The organism is Steroidobacter sp. (assembly GCF_016790065.1).
Taxonomy (GTDB): Bacteria; Pseudomonadota; Gammaproteobacteria; order Steroidobacterales; family Steroidobacteraceae; genus Steroidobacter.
In genome coordinates this window covers 1-17,423 of the sequence record NZ_JAEUPY010000795.1, presented here as the reverse complement: position 1 = coordinate 17,423, position 17,423 = coordinate 1, and the positions used below count along the sequence as shown (strand labels likewise).

17 protein-coding genes are annotated in these 17,423 nt (G+C 61.2%); 13 read left to right on the top strand and 4 right to left on the bottom strand.

The features are described from left to right. Window positions 1–32 precede the first annotated feature (32 nt). The 6 genes from JNL55_RS32290 to JNL55_RS32265 all read left to right on the top strand — a co-directional run bounded on the left by JNL55_RS32290 (window position 33) and on the right by JNL55_RS32265 (window position 6,884). Window positions 33–1,421: an aspartate aminotransferase family protein gene (locus JNL55_RS32290; RefSeq protein WP_293864410.1), complete on the top strand. Its 1,389-nt coding sequence runs from the start codon at window positions 33–35 to the stop codon at window positions 1,419–1,421. 76 nt (window positions 1,422–1,497) lie between these two features. Continuing rightward, window positions 1,498–2,649, top strand: a complete 1,152-nt coding sequence (locus JNL55_RS32285) for a polyamine ABC transporter substrate-binding protein (protein WP_293864407.1) — start codon at window positions 1,498–1,500, stop codon at window positions 2,647–2,649. A 36-nt stretch (window positions 2,650–2,685) separates the two neighbouring features. Continuing rightward, a complete protein-coding gene (locus JNL55_RS32280) occupies window positions 2,686–3,831 on the top strand; it encodes an ABC transporter ATP-binding protein (protein WP_293864404.1) in 1,146 nt (381 codons plus the stop codon). Continuing rightward, window positions 3,828–4,835 carry an ABC transporter permease subunit gene (locus JNL55_RS32275; RefSeq protein ID WP_293864401.1) on the top strand — a complete coding sequence of 336 codons (1,008 nt, stop codon included), beginning with the start codon at window positions 3,828–3,830 and terminating at the stop codon, window positions 4,833–4,835. Before JNL55_RS32280 ends, JNL55_RS32275 begins: the two co-directional genes overlap by 4 nt. Beyond that, a complete protein-coding gene (locus JNL55_RS32270) occupies window positions 4,832–5,668 on the top strand; it encodes an ABC transporter permease subunit (protein WP_293864398.1) in 837 nt (278 codons plus the stop codon). The genes JNL55_RS32275 and JNL55_RS32270 overlap by 4 nt, the downstream gene beginning before the upstream one ends. A 70-nt stretch (window positions 5,669–5,738) precedes the next feature. After that, a complete protein-coding gene (locus JNL55_RS32265; RefSeq protein WP_293864395.1) occupies window positions 5,739–6,884 on the top strand; it encodes a methionine aminotransferase in 1,146 nt (381 codons plus the stop codon). A 4-nt stretch (window positions 6,885–6,888) separates the two neighbouring features. On the opposite strand, the gene JNL55_RS32260 is transcribed toward JNL55_RS32265, so the two are convergent. Next, complete coding sequence (locus JNL55_RS32260) at window positions 6,889–7,950, bottom strand: FecR family protein (protein ID WP_293864392.1); 1,062 nt, start codon at window positions 7,948–7,950, stop codon at window positions 6,889–6,891. Between the two features lie 4 nt (window positions 7,951–7,954). Continuing rightward, window positions 7,955–8,536 carry an RNA polymerase sigma factor gene (locus JNL55_RS32255; RefSeq protein ID WP_293864389.1) on the bottom strand — a complete coding sequence of 194 codons (582 nt, stop codon included), beginning with the start codon at window positions 8,534–8,536 and terminating at the stop codon, window positions 7,955–7,957. A 208-nt stretch (window positions 8,537–8,744) separates the two neighbouring features. Here JNL55_RS32255 and JNL55_RS32250 point away from each other — a divergent pair, with 208 nt between their 5' ends. The 6 genes from JNL55_RS32250 to JNL55_RS32225 all read left to right on the top strand — a co-directional run bounded on the left by JNL55_RS32250 (window position 8,745) and on the right by JNL55_RS32225 (window position 16,342). Then, complete coding sequence (locus tag JNL55_RS32250; RefSeq protein WP_293864386.1) at window positions 8,745–10,418, top strand: serine hydrolase; 1,674 nt, start codon at window positions 8,745–8,747, stop codon at window positions 10,416–10,418. Then, window positions 10,418–12,076, top strand: a complete 1,659-nt coding sequence (locus tag JNL55_RS32245; RefSeq protein ID WP_293864383.1) for an N-acyl-D-amino-acid deacylase family protein — start codon at window positions 10,418–10,420, stop codon at window positions 12,074–12,076. The genes JNL55_RS32250 and JNL55_RS32245 overlap by 1 nt, the downstream gene beginning before the upstream one ends. Before the next feature lie 132 nt (window positions 12,077–12,208). Then, window positions 12,209–13,006 (top strand): amidohydrolase, encoded by a 798-nt coding sequence (locus JNL55_RS32240; RefSeq protein WP_293864380.1) that lies wholly within the window; start codon window positions 12,209–12,211, stop codon window positions 13,004–13,006. After that, window positions 13,003–14,172 carry a trans-sulfuration enzyme family protein gene (locus tag JNL55_RS32235; RefSeq protein ID WP_293864377.1) on the top strand — a complete coding sequence of 390 codons (1,170 nt, stop codon included), beginning with the start codon at window positions 13,003–13,005 and terminating at the stop codon, window positions 14,170–14,172. Before JNL55_RS32240 ends, JNL55_RS32235 begins: the two co-directional genes overlap by 4 nt. 395 nt (window positions 14,173–14,567) lie before the next feature. Beyond that, a complete protein-coding gene (locus JNL55_RS32230) occupies window positions 14,568–15,182 on the top strand; it encodes a hypothetical protein (RefSeq protein ID WP_293864374.1) in 615 nt (204 codons plus the stop codon). A gap of 176 nt (window positions 15,183–15,358) precedes the next feature. Further along, complete coding sequence (locus JNL55_RS32225; protein WP_293864371.1) at window positions 15,359–16,342, top strand: LLM class flavin-dependent oxidoreductase; 984 nt, start codon at window positions 15,359–15,361, stop codon at window positions 16,340–16,342. Here the strand turns inward: JNL55_RS32225 and JNL55_RS32220 are convergent, their stop codons facing one another. Next, window positions 16,343–16,564 (bottom strand): hypothetical protein, encoded by a 222-nt coding sequence (locus JNL55_RS32220; RefSeq protein ID WP_293864368.1) that lies wholly within the window; start codon window positions 16,562–16,564, stop codon window positions 16,343–16,345. Between the two features lie 84 nt (window positions 16,565–16,648). Here JNL55_RS32220 and JNL55_RS32215 point away from each other — a divergent pair, with 84 nt between their 5' ends. Beyond that, window positions 16,649–16,984, top strand: coding sequence for an Mpo1-like protein (locus tag JNL55_RS32215; RefSeq protein WP_293864365.1), 336 nt, complete (start codon window positions 16,649–16,651; stop codon window positions 16,982–16,984). Between the two features lie 6 nt (window positions 16,985–16,990). Here the strand turns inward: JNL55_RS32215 and JNL55_RS32210 are convergent. Continuing rightward, the coding region (locus JNL55_RS32210) for an isocitrate dehydrogenase kinase/phosphatase-domain containing protein (protein WP_293864362.1) at window positions 16,991–17,423 on the bottom strand (433 nt) is incomplete at its 5' end.

Here is a 17,423-nt window from a genome sequence, read left to right as displayed (position 1 = left end):
ACATCAACGTTAGCTAAACAACTCAACCCATCATGGCGTCCTCCATTCCCGAGCGCAGCACCAGCGAGTGGCAGGCGCTCGATGCCGCCCATTACATGCATCCGTTCACCGATCACGGTGCGCTGAGTAAGAAGGGCACGCGTGTCATCACTCGCGCCGAGGGCGTGTACTTATATGAGTCCGGCGGCCGTCGCATTCTCGATGGCATGTCCGGGCTGTGGTGCGTGAATCTGGGCTACGGCCGGCGCGAGCTGGCCGACGCCGCATACAAACAAATGCAGGAGCTGCCGTACTACAACAGCTTCTTCCAGGTGGCCCATCCGCCGGCCATCGAACTGGCGCGGCTGTTGTCCGAAGTCACGCCGCCGCAGTTCAAACACGTGTTCTTCACCGGTTCAGGTTCGGAAGCGAACGACACAGTGGTGCGCACGGTGCGTCGCTATTGGGACGTGCTCGGCCAGCCACAGCGCTCGGTCATCATCAGCCGTAACAACGCGTATCACGGCAGCACCATGGCTGGTGCCAGCTTGGGTGGCATGAAGCCCATGCATGAGCAAGGCGGCTTGCCAATTCCTGGCATCGTGCACATCCGGCAGCCGTATTGGTACGCCGAAGGCGGGCAGCTCTCGCCGGAAGAATTCGGCCTGGTGGCGGCGCGCGCCTTGGAAGAGAAGATTCTGGAGCTCGGTCCGGAGAAAGTGGCGGCGTTCATCGGCGAACCGATTCAGGGCGCCGGCGGCGTGATCATCCCGCCTTCGACCTATTGGCCCGAGATTCAGCGCATCGTCGACAAGTACGGCATCTTGTTGGTGGCCGACGAAGTCATTTGCGGTTTCGGCCGCACCGGCCGCTGGTTCGGTTCGGAATATTTCGGCATTCGCCCCGACCTGATGCCCATCGCCAAGGGCTTGTCCTCGGGCTACCTGCCCATCGGCGGCGTCATGATCGGCGACCGGGTCGCCTCGGTCATGACCGATAAGGCCGGCGAGTTTAATCACGGCTTCACGTACTCCGGCCATCCTGTGGCCTGCGCGGTGGCCTGTACCGCCATCAACATCCTGCGTGACGAAGGCATCGTCGCGCGGGTCAACGATGACCTGGGTCCCTACTTGCAGCGTCAGTGGCAGGAGCTGGCGTCCCATCCGTTGGTCGGCGAGGCTCGCAGCGTCGGTTTGATCGGTGCGCTGGAGTTGGTGAAGGACAAGGCCAAGCGCCAGACCTTCCCGGACCCGGGTGAAGTCGGCCTGTTGTGCCGGGACCTGTGTATCGCCAACGGTCTGGTGATGAGAGCGGTGCGTGACACCATGATCATTGCACCGCCATTGGTCATCAGCCATGCACAAATCGACGAGTTGGTGGCCAAAGCGCGCCTCGCTTTGGATCAGACCCAGCAGGAGTTACAGCGGCAGGGCAAGTTATAGCCCGCGCCCCCGCTTCTGCGTTACGCTTCCCACCACACCGGGATCGGAACAACCAACATTGCGGGGAGTAATCCTGATGAGTAGGCCGTTGAAGAGTTCAGTGCGCGCAGGGCTTGCCGTAACCTCGATCGCGCTGGCCGTCGCGGCCTGCGGCAAGAAGGAAGAAGCTCAGCAGTCGCAGGCGCCAGGTGCCGCCGCCGCGGAGGAGAAGGTCCTCCATGTCTACAACTGGTCGGACTACATCGCCGAAGACACCATCAAGAACTTCGAGGACAAGACCGGCATCAAGGTCACCTACGACGTCTTCGACTCCAACGACATGCTCGAGACCCGCCTGTTGGCCGGCAATTCCGGCTTCGACGTGGTGGTGCCCTCGGCCTCGTTCCTGGAGCGCCAGATCAAGGCCGGCGTGTTCCAGAAGCTGGACAAGAGCCAGATTCCGAACCTGGCCAACATGGATCCGGACATTCAGCAGCGCGTCGCTCTGCATGATCCCAACAACGATCATTCGGTGACCTACCTGTGGGGCACCACCGGCATCGGCTACAACGTCGATAAGGTGAAAAAGATTCTGGGCGACAAGCCGCTCGATTCCTGGAATCAGATTTTCGATCCCAAGGAAATCGCCAAGTTCAAGGACTGCGGCGTGTCGGTGCTGGACGCCCCGGATGAACTGCTCAAAGTGGTGCTGCAATGGATGGGCCGCGATCCCAACAGCCAGAAGGATGACGATCTGAACGCCGCGGCCGAGAAGCTGCAGGCCATCCGTCCGTACATTCGCAAGATCCATTCCTCGCAATACATCGACGACCTCGCCAACGGCGAGCTGTGCGTGTCGGTGGGTTGGAGCGGCGACATTCTGCAGGCGCGGGACCGCGCTAAAGAAGCCGGCCAGAACGTCAAGGTGGCGTACTCGATTCCGAAGGAAGGCACCATCGTGTGGTTCGACATGCTGGCCATTCCGGCCGATGCCAAGCATCCGAAGAATGCCCATGCCTTCATCAACTATTTGATGGATCCGCAGGTGGCCGCCAACAATTCCAACTTCGTCAACTACGCCAACGGCAACGCTGCGTCGTTTGCCTCGGTGAGCGACGAGGTGAAGAACGATCCGGGCGTGTACCCGACGCCGGAAGTGAAGGCGAAGCTGTTCCCATCGCTGGCCTACGGCGAGCAGGCCACCGCCACCATGGCGCGCCTGTGGCAGAAGTTCACGACCGGTCAATAACTCGACCCATCAACTCCAACAACCGGGCGGGTCCGTATGGCCTCGAATCCGCGTCCTCAGCAACAGCTTGCGGTTTGGAACGATCCGCAAGCTGTTCCGTACATCCACATTGATCGGGTCACCAAGAAATTTGGTGACTTCGTCGCGGTCAATAATGTTTCGCTGAAGATCTACAAGAAAGAGCTGTTCTGTCTGCTCGGCGGCTCGGGCTGCGGCAAGACCACGCTGCTGCGCATGCTGGCGGGCTTCGAAGATCCCACCAGCGGCAAGATTTTCATCGACGGCGCCGACATGACCGACATTCCGCCCTACGAGCGGCCGGTCAACATGATGTTCCAGTCGTACGCGCTGTTCCCGCACATGACGGTGGAACAGAACGTGGCATTCGGCCTGAAGCAGGATCGAATCGCCAAGGACGAAATCGCCACGCGTGTCGACGACATGCTCAAGCTGGTTCGGCTGCAGCAGTTCGCCAAGCGCAAGCCGCATCAGTTGTCCGGCGGTCAACGTCAGCGCGTAGCACTGGCTCGCTCGCTGGTGAAGCGTCCCAAACTGTTGCTGCTCGATGAACCGCTCGGCGCGCTCGACAAGAAACTTCGCGAGCACACGCAGTTCGAGCTGGTGAATCTTCAGGAGCAGTTGGGTGTGACCTTCGTGGTCGTGACCCACGACCAGGAAGAAGCGATGACCCTGTCCTCGCGCATCGGCGTCATGAACCAGGGCGAGATCATTCAGGTCGGTACGCCCAAAGACATTTACGAGTATCCCAACAGCAAGTTCGTGGCCGAGTTCATCGGCAACGTGAACATGTTCGAGGGCCGGCTGATCGAAGACGAGCCAGATCATGTGCGCATCGAGTCGGCCGACCTGGCTGGCGGCACGATCTATGTCGATCACGGTGTCAGCTCGGCGCCGGGAGCGGTCGTGGCCGCGGCGATTCGGCCCGAGAAGATCAACATCTCCGTCAACCCGCCGCAGCAGACCGACAACGTCGTGCAAGGCACGGTCAAAGAGATTGCGTACATGGGCGACATGTCCGTGTACCTGGTGCAGCTGGCTTCCAAGAAAATCGTGCGGGTGACGCAGCCGAATTCATACCGGCATGCCGAGGAATCCATCACTTGGGATCAGACGGTGTACTTGAGTTGGCACGCGTCTAGTCCTGTGGTGCTCAGCGAATGAGCGCCCGCGCCGAAGCGCCTCGGCGGCATCGGCACAGCGCCGGCGTACAACTGATTCTGGATATCTTGCAGCGCCTGCCGCCGTATCGCTGGACACAAGCACGCTTGCTACGTTGGGGCATCACCGGCCGCACCGCGGTGGTCGCCATCCCGTACTTCTGGCTGCTGCTGTTCTTCCTGGTGCCGTTCATCATCGTGCTGAAGATTTCGTTCGCAGATGCGCGCATCGGCATTCCGCCGTACTCGCCGTTGCTGAACTGGGTCGACGGCAATCTGGTGCAGATCCAGCTCAACTTCGCCACCTTCCGCAACATGATCGAGGACAGCCTGTACGTGAAGGCATACCTCAACTCGATCAAGATTGCCGGCATCTCGACGCTGTTCTGTCTGCTGATCGGCTATCCCATGGCGTATGCGATTGCGCGCGCGCAATCGACGTGGCGGCACATCTTATTGATGCTGGTGATTCTGCCGTTCTGGACGTCGTTCCTGCTGCGCGTATACGCGTGGATCGGCATCCTCAAGAACAACGGCCTCATCAATAATTTCCTGATGTGGACCGGCTTGATCGACGAGCCCATCGTGATGCTGCAGACCGATTTCGCCATCTACGTGGGCATCGTGTACTCGTACTTGCCGTTCATGATCCTGCCGCTGTACTCCAACTTGGAGAAGATGGATCTGACGTTGCTGGAGGCCGCGGCGGATCTGGGCGCGCGTCCGTTCAAGACGTTCATGACCATCACGCTGCCGTTGTCCATGCCCGGCATCGTCGCCGGCTCGATGTTGGTGTTCATTCCGGCGGTGGGCGAGTTCGTGATTCCGGAGCTGTTGGGCCCGTCCGATTCCTTGATGATCGGCAAAGTGCTCTGGCAAGTGTTCTTCACCAAGCGTGACTGGCCGGCGGCATGCGCGGTGGCCATCGCGTTGCTGTTGCTGCTGGTGATCCCGATCGTGTTGTTGCAGCGGGCGCAGGCGGCGGAAGCGCGTGGAGCGCATCGATGAAACAGTCATCGACGTTCCGCCTGTCCGTGCTGGTGTTCGGCTTCGCGTTCCTCTACATCCCCATCCTGTCGCTGATCTTCTATTCGTTCAACAAGTCGCGACTGGTCACGGTGTGGGGCGGCTTCTCGACCCAGTGGTACGGCCGGTTGTTGGAGAATCGCCAGATCCTGGACGCGGCCTGGCTGTCGCTGAAAATCGCTGCCATCAATGCCACGGGTGCGGTGATTCTTGGCACGTTGGCGGGCCTCGCGCTGGCGCGCTTCGGCAAGTTTCGCGGACGCACGCTGTTGTCAGGCATGACGACTGCGCCGCTGGTCATGCCCGAAGTGATTACAGGTTTGTCGTTGCTGATGTTGTTCGTGGTGATGGAAAGCGCTTTCGGCTGGCCAGCCGGGCGTGGCTTCACCACCATCACCATCGCTCACATGACGCTGACACTGGCCTATGTGACCGTGATCGTGCAGTCCAGACTGTCGTCGCTCGATGACTCGTTGGAAGAGGCGGCGATGGATCTGGGCGCGCGGCCGGGCAAGATCTTTTTCGTCATTACCTTGCCCATCATTGCGCCGGCGCTGATTTCCGGCTGGCTGCTGTCGTTCACCATTTCGCTGGATGACCTGGTGATCACCAGCTTCGTGTCCGGCCCGGGCGCCAGCACCTTGCCCATGGTGATCTTCTCCAAAGTCCGTCTGGGGGTGAGCCCGGACATCAACGCGCTCGCCACTATCATCGTGTTGCTCGTGACCCTCGGTGTGATCGCTGCCGGCTTCCTCTTGGCCAACCAGGAGAAGCGTCGGTTGCGAGACATGCAGATGGCCGCGTCATCGAAATAAGACCGGCCTGCTATCGCTGCCGCGCGGCGCATCGGCGAGAATACTTGCCTGACTATCCGCGGGGGCGGAGATGAATATCCGTTCGAAATTGCCGCACGTCGGCACGACCATTTTTACGGTCATGACCAATCGCGCTCGTGAGTTGGGTGCGATCAATCTGGCGCAAGGTTTCCCGGACTATGACGCGCCGGCCAAGCTCAAGGAGCTACTGGCCCATCACGTCGCTGCGGGTCACAACCAATACGCGCCGATGATTGGCGTCGCCGAGTTGCGCGAACAGATCGCGCTCAAGCTCGGTGCCAGCTACGGTCGCGTGCCCAACGTCGACAGCGAAATCACCGTCACGCTCGGCGCCACCGAAGCTCTGTTTTCCGCCATCGTGTCGCTGGTGCATCCGGGCGAGGAAGTGATCTTGTTCGATCCTTCCTACGACTCATATGCGCCGGCGGTGATCGCCGTCGGCGGCCGGCCGATTCATATTCCGCTCGATCCGCCCAACTTTCGCATCGACTGGGATCGGGTGCGAGCTGCGATCTCGCCGCGCACGCGCCTGGTGATGATCAACACGCCACACAATCCAATCACCACGGTGATCCCGCGAGCCGAGTTGGACATCCTGGCCGAGATTCTGCGACCCACCGATGCGTTGGTGATTTCGGACGAAGTGTACGAGCACATGATCTACGACGGCGCGCGCCATGCGAGCATCGTCGAGCATCCCGAGCTGTATGAGCGCGGTGTCGCTGTCTTCTCGTTCGGCAAGACCATGCACGCCACCGGTTGGCGCGTGGGCTATGCGGTAGCGCCGCCCGACATCACTCGGGAGATTCGCCGGGTTCATCAGTTCAATACGTTTTCCATCGCGCAGCCATTGCAGCTGGCTATCGCTGACTTCCTCGAGCAAACGCCCGAACACAACGCGGGATTGAGCGCGTTCTATCAGGCCAAGCGCGATCGGTTCCTGGAGCTGCTGCGTGATTCCAGATTTACTTGGACGCCAGCCGCCGGCAGCTTTTTTCAACTACTGGATTTCAGCGCCATCGCCGAGGACAGCGACGTCGACTTCGCCGACAAGGTATTGCGCCAGGCCGGCGTGGCTTCGATTCCAGTCTCGCCGTTCTACGTGGCGCCGCCCAAACTCACCGTGCTGCGTTTCTGCTTCGCCAAGAACGATGCGACGCTAGCAGCCGCGGCCGAGAAGCTGTGTAAGTTGTAAGCGGCTATTCGGAGCGGATCACGAAGCCGCTGCCATCGGGATGCACCGACAAGTTGCTGTACTGTTTCAAGAACGTCGCCAGCGACTCGGGGCTGTCGGCATCGAACGTGGCGGTGAGGCGCGTATTACGAGCAGCGTCGCCATCGATCTGAAAGCGCCGTGTGTTGTAACGGTTGATCTCGTTCACCACGTCTTCTAACCGCTCAGCGCGAAACACCAAGCGGCGCTCCCGCCAAGCCGTCGTTTGTTTGCGATCCGCTGTCGCCTGCCGGATGATGCCGCCGTCGCTGGCGATCACCGCTTCTTCACCTGCGCTGAGTAGATTAGGTGTCGCATTCGGAGTAGCCGGAGTGCGCGAGTCTGCCAACTTCACTCGTCCTTCGAGCACGGCTACATGCGTGTCGTCACGTACGCGGTGCACGTTGAACTGCGTGCCGACGGCTTGAATGACCGCAGTTCCCGCCTTGACGCGAAACGGGCGAGTCGTGTCGTGAGCGACCACGAACAGCGCCTCACCTTCGAGCAGCTCGACGTCGCGGGCATGCTCGGAGAGCGTCACCCGCGTGCGCGAGTCAGTATTCAGATAAAGCACCGAGCCGTCGGCGAGCTGCACGATGCGTTGCTCGCCGACAGCGGTCACATATAGATTGGCATTGGCCGACAGCCACCACGAATACGAGGCCGCAATGGCCACGACGGCAATCGCAGCGGCCCAACGCCAATGCCCGATGGCGCGTCGTGCAGGCTTGCTCGGCGCGGCGACGGCAGCCGGCTGTTGAGCCGTTGCCCGCGTCGTAAGAGCGTCCTGCAAGGGAATGATGTCGGCGCCCTTGGCCTCGTTGAACTCGGCCAGGATGGCGTCGATCTCCATCGGGCTTTCAGCCGCACTCTCGCGCAGCCGTTGCCAGGTGGCGCTGGCGAACAAGAATTCTTCGATGTGACGTGGCGATTGTTTGAGCCACTTCAGGAACTCGGCACGCTCGGCGTCGCCGCCGTCGGCCAGGATGCCGAGCCATTGCGACGCTTGTTCGCTGATAGTTTGGGTTTCGCGGTGATTGGCGCGCATGTCATTACTCCTTTCGCGCGGACGCCGACCCGGCTGCCAAGTAATGCCGGCAGTGGTCGATGGCCTTGTAGAGATGATTGCGCACCGTGCTCACTGAGATGCCGAGCTTTTCGGCGATCTGAGCGTGCGACAGCGGGTGATGAGTGGCGAGCCGCAGGACGGCGCGTTGCATGGGCGGCAACTGCTGGACGGCTTTCTCGAACTCACGCGTCTGCGCGGTGTGTTCGTAGATCTCGTCCGGGCGCGCGGCCTCGTCGGGTAGCTGGTCGGTGGCGTGCTCGACCACTGCCGAATCGAACACCATCGGCCGGTCGCGCTCGCGTAGGCGGAATTCATACAGCAAGTTGAAGGCGATTCGGTAGACATAAGCTTGCGGGCAGCGGACCCCGGCCGGGTCGGCGGTTCTCAACAGCCGCAGGTAGACCTCCTGAGCCAGATCCTCCGCGGTCTCGGAGTTGCGCAGGCGTCGCAGCAGCAGGCGGTACAGCCCGCTGCGAAACTCTTCGAAGGCGCGTGTCGCCAGGTCCGACGGGTTGGTCGGCTGGCCGGCTTCCCGCGTCGTTTGCGGCACGCTCTGGTTCACCATATGAGTAACGACTGTGGTTGCCGCCCAAACTCACTAGTCGTCCATGAAAAAAAACTGCAGGCCGCGACTAGTGACATGCTCTGCCAGCCCCAGCCTATTACTTACGAGCGTCGCCATAAAGCGGTCGCCACTACAAAATGGGTCCGGCCGCGCAGGTCGCCGGGCCGTTGGCCATGGGGGTGTCCGGGCGGGAGCCGGCTGGTAACGCATGAAACAACGATGGATGTTACGGCTGCGGCTTTGGGCCGCAGCCTGGGGGGCTGGTCAGGTGGGGTTGGCCGGTTCGGCGATGGCGGCGAGCAGCGATGATTCGTTCGCGGCACTGAGCGAGTACATCGAGCAGGCGCGACAGGACTGGAAGGTTCCTGGAGTGGCCGTCGGTGTCATTCGTGATGGCGAGGTGGTGTATGTCCGAGGCTTCGGTGCGCGTGAAGTTGGCAAGGAGCCGCGTGTCGATGCGCACACCTTGTTTCAGATCGGCTCACTGACCAAGGCCTTCACCGCGACCGCGCTCGGCTTGCTGGTGGATGAAGGCAAGCTCAGCTGGGACGATCCGGTAGTGAAGCATGTGCCGTCGTTTCGAGTTGCCGATCCGTGGCTGACGCAAAACATCACGGTGCGCGATGTGGTCGGCCATCGCACCGGGCTGGAAGGCGGCACGCATACCATCGTGCCCACCGATTCGGCGCGACTGCTGCACGACACGAGCAGGCTGACCTCGCGGGTGCCGTTTCGGGATGCGGTTCTCTACAGCAATACGATGTACGACGTCGCCGGCCAAGTAGTGGCTGCCGTGGCCGGCATGAGTTGGGACGAGTTCGTGCGCCGCCGCCTGTTCGTGCCGCTGCAGATGAGCGAGAGCAGTCCTGACGTTGTGGCTGCAGGCATCTGGCCGCGTGAGCGATTGGCGCCCACCATGTATGGCCGAGCACCGGCCGGGCGCGCGAGCCTCGACGATGTTCCCAAGGCCAACGTCGCCATGCCTCACTGGCTCACCGAGCAGGGCAGTCGTGCGCTGCCTTGGCAGATCCTGTTGACCAATGGCGGCGGGGCCTCGGGCTCGATCGTTTCGAATCTTCAGGACCTGCTGCAGTGGACGCGTTTCAATCTAGGCGAGGGGCGTGACGCGAGCGGATCGGCACTGATTCGCGCCGCGACCTTGCGTGAGGTGCAAACCCCACAGCTGTTCATCCGTGACGCACCGTCAGCCTCTTTCGAAATCCAGTGGAGTGCGGTGGAACGACTCGATCCCGAGGCGGCACGGCGAGCGTATCCGCCGGCTTATGCGTTGGGTTGGTTCGTGAATAGCTATCGAGGCTATCGCTACGTCGATCACGGCGGCGCGCTGCTGGGCGGCACGTCGTCGATCGCGTTCATGCCGGAGCGTCGCATGGCCGTGGTCGTGCTGGCCAATAGCTATGGTTACGGTGGCCGAGGGATGCTCAACGATGCCATTACGCTCCGCGCGTTCGACCAGATGTTGGGTGTCGAGTCGCACGACTGGAGCGCGGACTTCCTGCGAACCATGCAAGCCGGCGAGCGGGAGCGACAGGCCGCCGACCAACAGCTGCAGCGTTCGCGTTTGAAGAATGCGCCGCACTCGCTGCCGCTGTCGGCGTACGTCGGTGAGTATGAGAACGACGCCTTCGGCAAGATTCGTGTCGAACAAACGGGTAAAGAGTTGACGCTGCAATTGCCTGGTGTGTTCAGCTGGCGCTTACAGCATTGGCATCACGATACGTTTCGGCTGCAAGTCGGCAACGACGGCCTGGAGCTGATGCAGTTCTTCCTGAACTTCCAAGTCGACGCCCGCGGTCGGGTCAGCTCGTTCGATCCTGGCTGGGTGCTGCTGGGTGGCGCGTTCAAGCCGGTGGCCAAGTAGTGCGCTGGCTGGCGGTCGTCGGCCTGTTCGTGGCCGTTGGAGCATCGGCGGCTGAGCGAGATTTCGACGTCATCATCCGTGGCGGGATGGTCTACGACGGCACCGGCGCTGCCGGCGCGAAAGGCGACGTTGGCGTGCGCGCCGACCGTGTCGTCAGCATCGGCGATCTGCGTGAGGCGAAGGCGCCAGTGGAGATCGATGCGCGCGGTCAAGCCGTCGCGCCGGGCTTCATCAATCTTCTGAGTCAGGCCGGCTGGACCTTCCTCAGCGATGCTCGCAGCGAGAGTGACCTGCGTCAGGGAGTGACGCTCGAGATATTGGGCGAAGGTGTGACGATGGGGCCGCTCAATGCCGAGATGCATGAGGAGATGACGTCCGAACTGCGCGAGCTAGGAGTACAGGCCGACTGGAGCACGCAGCGACAGTACATGGAGTTGATCGAGCGTCGTGGTGTCAGTCCCAACATCGCCTCGTTCATTGGCGCAACGACGATTCGGGTTCATGTCATGGGACGTGAGAACCGACGGGCTACACCTGCAGAGTTGGAGCAAATGCGTTCGCTGGTTCGCGAGGCCATGCAGGACGGCGCATTCGGTGTTACGTCGGCCGTGCAATATGCGCCTGCCGTTTACGCCGACACTGACGAGTTGGTGGCGTTGGCTTCGGCCGCTGCGCCCTTCGGTGGAAGCTACATTTCCCACATGCGTAGTGAAGGCGCGCAGTTGCTTGAGTCTGTCGATGAGGTGATCGAGATTGCCGAGCGGGCGAAGGTTCCCGCCGCGATCTATCACCTGAAAGCGTTCGGTGCGCCGAACTGGCCGAAGATGCGCTCGGTCATCGACAAGATCGATGGCGCCCGCGCTCGCGGCTTGCAAGTGACTGCCAACATGTATCCCTACGATGCGGCATTCACAGGTTTGGATTTGACCATGCCGCCTTGGGTTCAAGAGGGCGGCAATGCGGCTTGGGTCGAGCGGTTGCGTGACCCGGCGATTCGCGCCCGTGTGTTACGCGAGATGAGCCAGCCCGGCGTGGGCTGGTCGAACGCTCTGAAAGACGCGGGCTCGCCGGACAAGCTGCTCATTCTCGGCGCGCACAAACCGACATTGCGTCGGTGGGTCGGCAAGACCATCGGCGATGTCGCTCGCGAGTGCGGCGTTTCTCCGGAGAATGCCATCGTCGACCTCGTGATCGAGGAGGGCGGCCGGTTGCAGGTGGCGTACTTCGCGATGTCCGAGGACAACCTTCGGCTGCAATTGCGCCAACCCTGGCTGAGTTTGGGGTCGGACGGAGATTCGCGCGCCGCCGAGGGAGACGCGTTGCTTCGTAGCGCACATCCTCGCGACTACGGAACATTCGCCAGAGTGCTAGGTAAGTATGTGCGCGAGGAACGCGTCATCAGTCTCACCGATGCCATTCATCGCATGTCGGGTTTGCCGGCCGCGACTTTAGGCCTGCGCGATCGCGGCACGCTACGCGTCGGCAACTACGCCGACATCGTCGTGTTCGATCCAAAGACCGTCGCCGACCAATCCACATTTCAGCAGCCGCATCGTTACGCCACCGGTGTGCGCAACGTCTTCGTGAACGGCGTGCAGGTCATCAAAGACGGCGAACACACCGGCGCCAAACCCGGTCGGTTCATCCGTCGTCACTAGAAGGCCCGGCCGAGCATCAGCTCGCTCGGCCGAAAACAGGCCGTCCATCCGCGGCGTGCATGTCAACGGTTCTTCCCAGGGCTTTTTCACGGGCACTGGCGATGACCGGCTTTGCACCGTATCTTCGCAGCCATGAGTACGCTCAATGTCACATTGATTCAGACCGAGCTGGTCTGGCACGACCCGGAGGCGAATCGCCGTCGGCTGCAGCAGCGGTTCGCAACGCTGGCGGGTCAAACCGATTTGATCGTGTTGCCGGAGATGTTCACTACCGGCTTTACCATGCAGCCGGAGTCGGTTGCGGAGCCTGCCGACGGGCCGACCGTCGCTTGGTTGCGAGAGCAGGCCGCGGCTGTTGGAGCTGTCATCACGGGCAGCGTTGCTACGAAAGACGGAGCTAACTATTACAACCGCCTGATCTGGATGCGGCCGGACGGCACGTATCAGAGCTACGACAAGCGTCACCTGTTCCGGATGGCGCACGAGCAGGATCACTATTCGCCGGGTGGGCGACGGGTGGTGGTGGAGCTGAAGGGCTGGAAGATTCTGCCGCTGGTTTGTTACGACCTGCGCTTTCCGGTGTGGAGCCGGAATCGGATCGGTGCGGACGGTGGCTACGATGTGTTGCTGTATGTCGCCAACTGGCCGGAGCGGCGTCGCTATCCTTGGCAGACGCTGATCAAAGCCCGCGCCATCGAAAACTTGAGCTACTGCATCGCTGTCAATCGGGTCGGCAAGGACGGCACGGGCGTCAATTACACCGGCGATAGTGCCGCCATCGATTTTCTCGGGCAGTCGATGACTGAGCCGTCGGAGCAAGAGTTGGTTGCGACTGTGACGCTCGATAGAGCGGCCCTGGACGGGTTTCGCGCCAGTTTCCCGGCGCATTTGGATGCTGACGAATTTCAATTGATCGAGCCATCGCCATGAAAATTTCTACTCGGGTCAATCATCCACCTGCCGTGGCTGTGCCGGTCGACAATCGGCCGTTGGTCGCGCCCATTTATCAGTCGGTGAAGTTCACGTTCGATGACGTCGCGGAGTCGGAGCGTCAGTCGCGTGGGCAGCGCGAGGGGTTTCAGTATTCGCGCGTGTCCAACCCAACCTTGCAGCAGTTGAGTTTGACTCTGGCGCAGCTGCAGGGGCGAGATGGTTGTTTGCTCACGTCATCCGGCGTGGCGGCGGTGAATTTGGCGCTGTTGTCGCTGTGTAAGCAGGGCGACCATGTCATTTTGTTTGCTGAGATGTATCAGCCGACGCGGTACATGATTCGGCGGCTGCTGGCGCGCTACGGTGTTACGCACACCATGCTGTCGATTGAAGATACGGTCGGGATTGAGCAGACGCTGGCGGAGAAGCCCACGAGATTGGTGATTTTTGAGACGCCGAGTAATCCGGTGCTCAAGGTTGCGGATATTCAAGCCATCACGGCGGCGGCGAAGCGGCACGGGGCACTGACGGTGCTAGACAATACGTTCGCCGGGTTTCATAACCATGGGCAGTTCGATATCGACGTGTTCGTGCATAGCCTGACGAAATATGCGTCGGGGCATGGCGATGTGATGGGCGGGGCGGTGATTGCCCGCCGGGAGATCACTGATCGGATGAGACAGGATTTCATTGTCCTTGGGGCGACGCTCGATCCGCATACGGCGTTTTTGATTCAGCGAGGGCTGAAGACGTATGCGCTTCGGTATGAGCGGCAGTGTGCGAATGCTTTGGCGGTGGCTCAGTTTTTGGAGGCTCATCCTGGGGTGGCTGGCGTCAGTTACCCGTGGTTGAGTTCGCATCCGCAGTATCAGCTGGCCCGGGCGCAGATGTTGGATGGTGGGGCTATTGTTTCTGTCGAGCTCAAGGAGCGCGCGGTCGCGCCGGCTTCGTTTGCTAATGCGCTTGAGTTGTTTGCTATCTCCGCTAGCGTTGGGTCGACGGAGTCGCTGGTGCAGCCGGGGCAGTTGATGCGGCCCAGGGATCTGAATGAGGCTGAGCAGGGGTGGGCGGCTGTTTCCGATCGGACTATGCGGTTGTCTGTTGGCATCGAGGACGTTGAAGACTTGATTGCGGACTTGGGGCGGGCGTTGGCTTCGCCGCTTTAAGCGGTAGGCTTCGCCGCTTCGCCGCTTCGCCGTCTCGTCGCTTCGACGGAAAGGGAGGCCTCGGTGGCTGGCTGCGCCTGTGGCAGAGGTGTCCTCCCGGCACCGCTGCACCCGCCGCGCCTACGCTGTCGCGTGGCGCGTGCTTGTACATCCATGTAGCGCTATAGGACCAGCATCCCTGCTGGATCCAATTGCCGGGAGGACACCTCTGCCCCAGGCGCGGCCTCAACGTTCGCTGTGGCAGCGCCGTCCATACAGAGCCGATCCATTTGTCTTAATTCAGCCCTCCCGCAGGGAGAAAAAGACCGCGGCGGCGTTATGCGCAGTCAACCTTTCGCCGGGCTCGGCGTTGTATGTCCCAGATCGGTTGATCTGGACACAGCAGGAGTCGTCCCATGCAGGTTTCTAACTCAAACAAGAGTCGCCTCACTTTGGTGCTGATGGCGGCGGGTCTTTTAAGCGTCGCTGGCTTGAGTCAGGCCGAGGCTGGCGTTCGGGATCCTGGCGTCAACGCTCGGCAGCACAATCAGCAGCAGCGCGTTCGGCAGGGTGTTCGTTCCGGTGAGCTGACGCGTCGGGAAACGGGAGCGCTGGCTCGGGAGCAGAAGAACATTCGTCAGCTGGAGCGGACCTACAAGTCCGACGGCGAGCTGACTCGCGCTGAGCGTGTTGATTTGCAGAAGGAGCAGAATCAGGCCAGCCGGCACATCTACAACCAGAAGCATGACGCCCAAACTCGCCCGGCGGCGGCGGTTCGTGATCCTGGTGTGAATCAGAGGCAGGCCAATCAAACCGGCCGTATCGTCAACGGCGTGAAGACCGGTGAGCTGACGCACGATGAAGCGGCGGAGCTGCGTGACGGCCGACGAGAGATTCGTCAGACCGAGCAGGCGTACAAGGCCGACGGCACGCTGACGAAAGATGAGCGCATCGACTTGCATCAGGACTTGAATCAGCAGAGTCGCGACATCTACGAAGCCAAGCACAACGAAGTAACACGCGCGCCGTAGCTCGCAGGGTTTCGACGGCCATCAACGAGCCCACTTCCGTCAGGAGGTGGGCCTGATGAGCAAATTCAGGACAGCCGCGAAGTCTGTAATTTCGGGTCAGCCGGCCAGGCCGGGTGCAATTCTGTTGTTCCTGAAGGGCTTGAATCCAGGGGCCGGGACTCCAGTATTCTCTCGGCATGGCCATTCTATCCGTCCTCGATCTGTCGCCCATTCCGGTGGGCTGCGAAGCCGCCGAGTCGTTGCGGAACTCGCTCGACCTGGCCCAGCAGGCCGAGCGCTGGGGTTATCGGCGGTTCTGGTTGGCCGAACATCACAGCATGCCCGGCATCGCGAGCGCGGCGACCGCGGTTGTGATCGGTCATGTGGCGGCTGGAACCTCGACCATACGAGTCGGTGCCGGCGGCATCATGTTGCCGAATCATGCGCCGCTGACGATTGCTGAACAGTTCGGCACGTTGGAATCTTTATTCCCTGGTCGTATCGATTTAGGTCTCGGCCGCGCGCCGGGGTCGGATCAAGCTACCGCTCGCGCGTTACGCCGGACGTTACATTCCGATCCGGAAGCGTTTCCACAGGACGTGCTCGAGTTGCTGGCCTACTTCGGTCCGGCCGAGGAAGGGCAGCGAGTGCAGGCGGTGCCGGGACAGGGGTTGAATGTTCCTCTGTGGATTCTCGGTTCCAGTTTGTATGGCGCGCAGGTCGCGGCGGCGTTGGGATTGCCGTTCGCGTTTGCCTCGCATTTCGCGCCGGCGCAGATGATGCAGGCGTTGGAGATTTATCGCGCGCGGTTCAAACCTTCGCTGTATCTCGACAAGCCGTACGCGATGGTGGGCTTCAATGTGTTCGGTGCGGATACGGACGAAGAGGCCAAGGTCATCGTCACTTCCATGCAGCAGGCCTTTGTTAACTTGCGCTCCGGCACGCCCAAGAAACTGCAGCCGCCGGTGCCTGGTTATTACGAACGGCTGCATTTGCACGACCAGGCAATTCTGAATGATGTTTTGTCTTGCTCGGCCATCGGCTCGCCGGCCACGGTGCGTCGGGAGCTGAAGGCATTCGCGGAGCGGACTGGGGCCGACGAGATCATCGTCGCGTCCATGATTTACGATCACACCGCGCGCCTGCGGTCGTATCAAATCGCGGCCGAAGCGAATGTTTAGTTAGGGCTGGCCCGGGTATTTCATGGCGCCGAGTCGCGCCAGCATCTTGGACAGTTCTTCCGGGCTGATATAAAAATATTCGCAGACCCGGCCCCACAGCATGGGCGTGGGCACGTTGTGACCGCCGCGTTCCTTCTGGGTCTGGTCCAGCACGTACAGCACGATCCGTTCCTTGCGGGTCAGGCCGTCGCGAACGTCGGGGATGTCATCGAATTTACTCATGCCGATTGCTGTTTTGAGCGCGCTGGCGCAAGGTATCAGCTCGAGGTGTGAGAGTGCCAGGCGCGAAAGAGGGGGAGACTCTGCATGGACTCCAAGCTGCCGCCGACCGCCGTCGACCCGCAGTCGTTCCAAACCTTCGCTGAATTTTATCCGTTCTATCTGGCGGAGCACAGCAACCTGGCCTGCCGGCGGTTGCATTTCGTCGGCTCGACCTTGGCGCTGGGTTGTCTAGTGCTGCTGCTGGCCACTGGCGATGGCTATTGGCTGCTGGTGGGCTTGTTGTGCGGTTACGGCTTCGCCTGGATCGGCCACTTCGCTTTCGAAAAGAACCAGCCGGCGAGTTTCCGCCGGCCGCTTTATAGCTTCATGGGCGACTGGGCGATGTATCGGGACATCTGGCTGGGCAAGATCCAGATCTGAGCAAGACTAGAGGCTGCTGAAGACCCGCACGCGGTGGCGGTGGTAGGGCAGCACTTCGAGCACTTCGCCTTCTTGCAGGCGCTGCTGGATGCCACGCCACCACTCGGCGGTCATGACTTCGCCGTGCACTCTCAAGAACACTTCCTTGAGCTGTGCGTCGAAGCCTAAGAATTGCATGAATGTTTCGGGGAACACGTCGTTGTCGTTGACGTGGAACCACGCCTCGGCGCGCATGTCGTCTTCATCGAACTTGGATTGCGGGACGTCGCGGAAGCGGCAATCGGTGACGGCGCACAGTTCGTCGTAGTCGTAGAAGATGACGCGAGCGTGGCGGGTGACGCCGAAGTTCTTGAGCAACAAGTCGCCGGCGAAAATATTGGTGACCGCCAGGTCGCGAATACACTGGCCGTAATCCAGAACGGCCTTCTCAGCGTCTTCG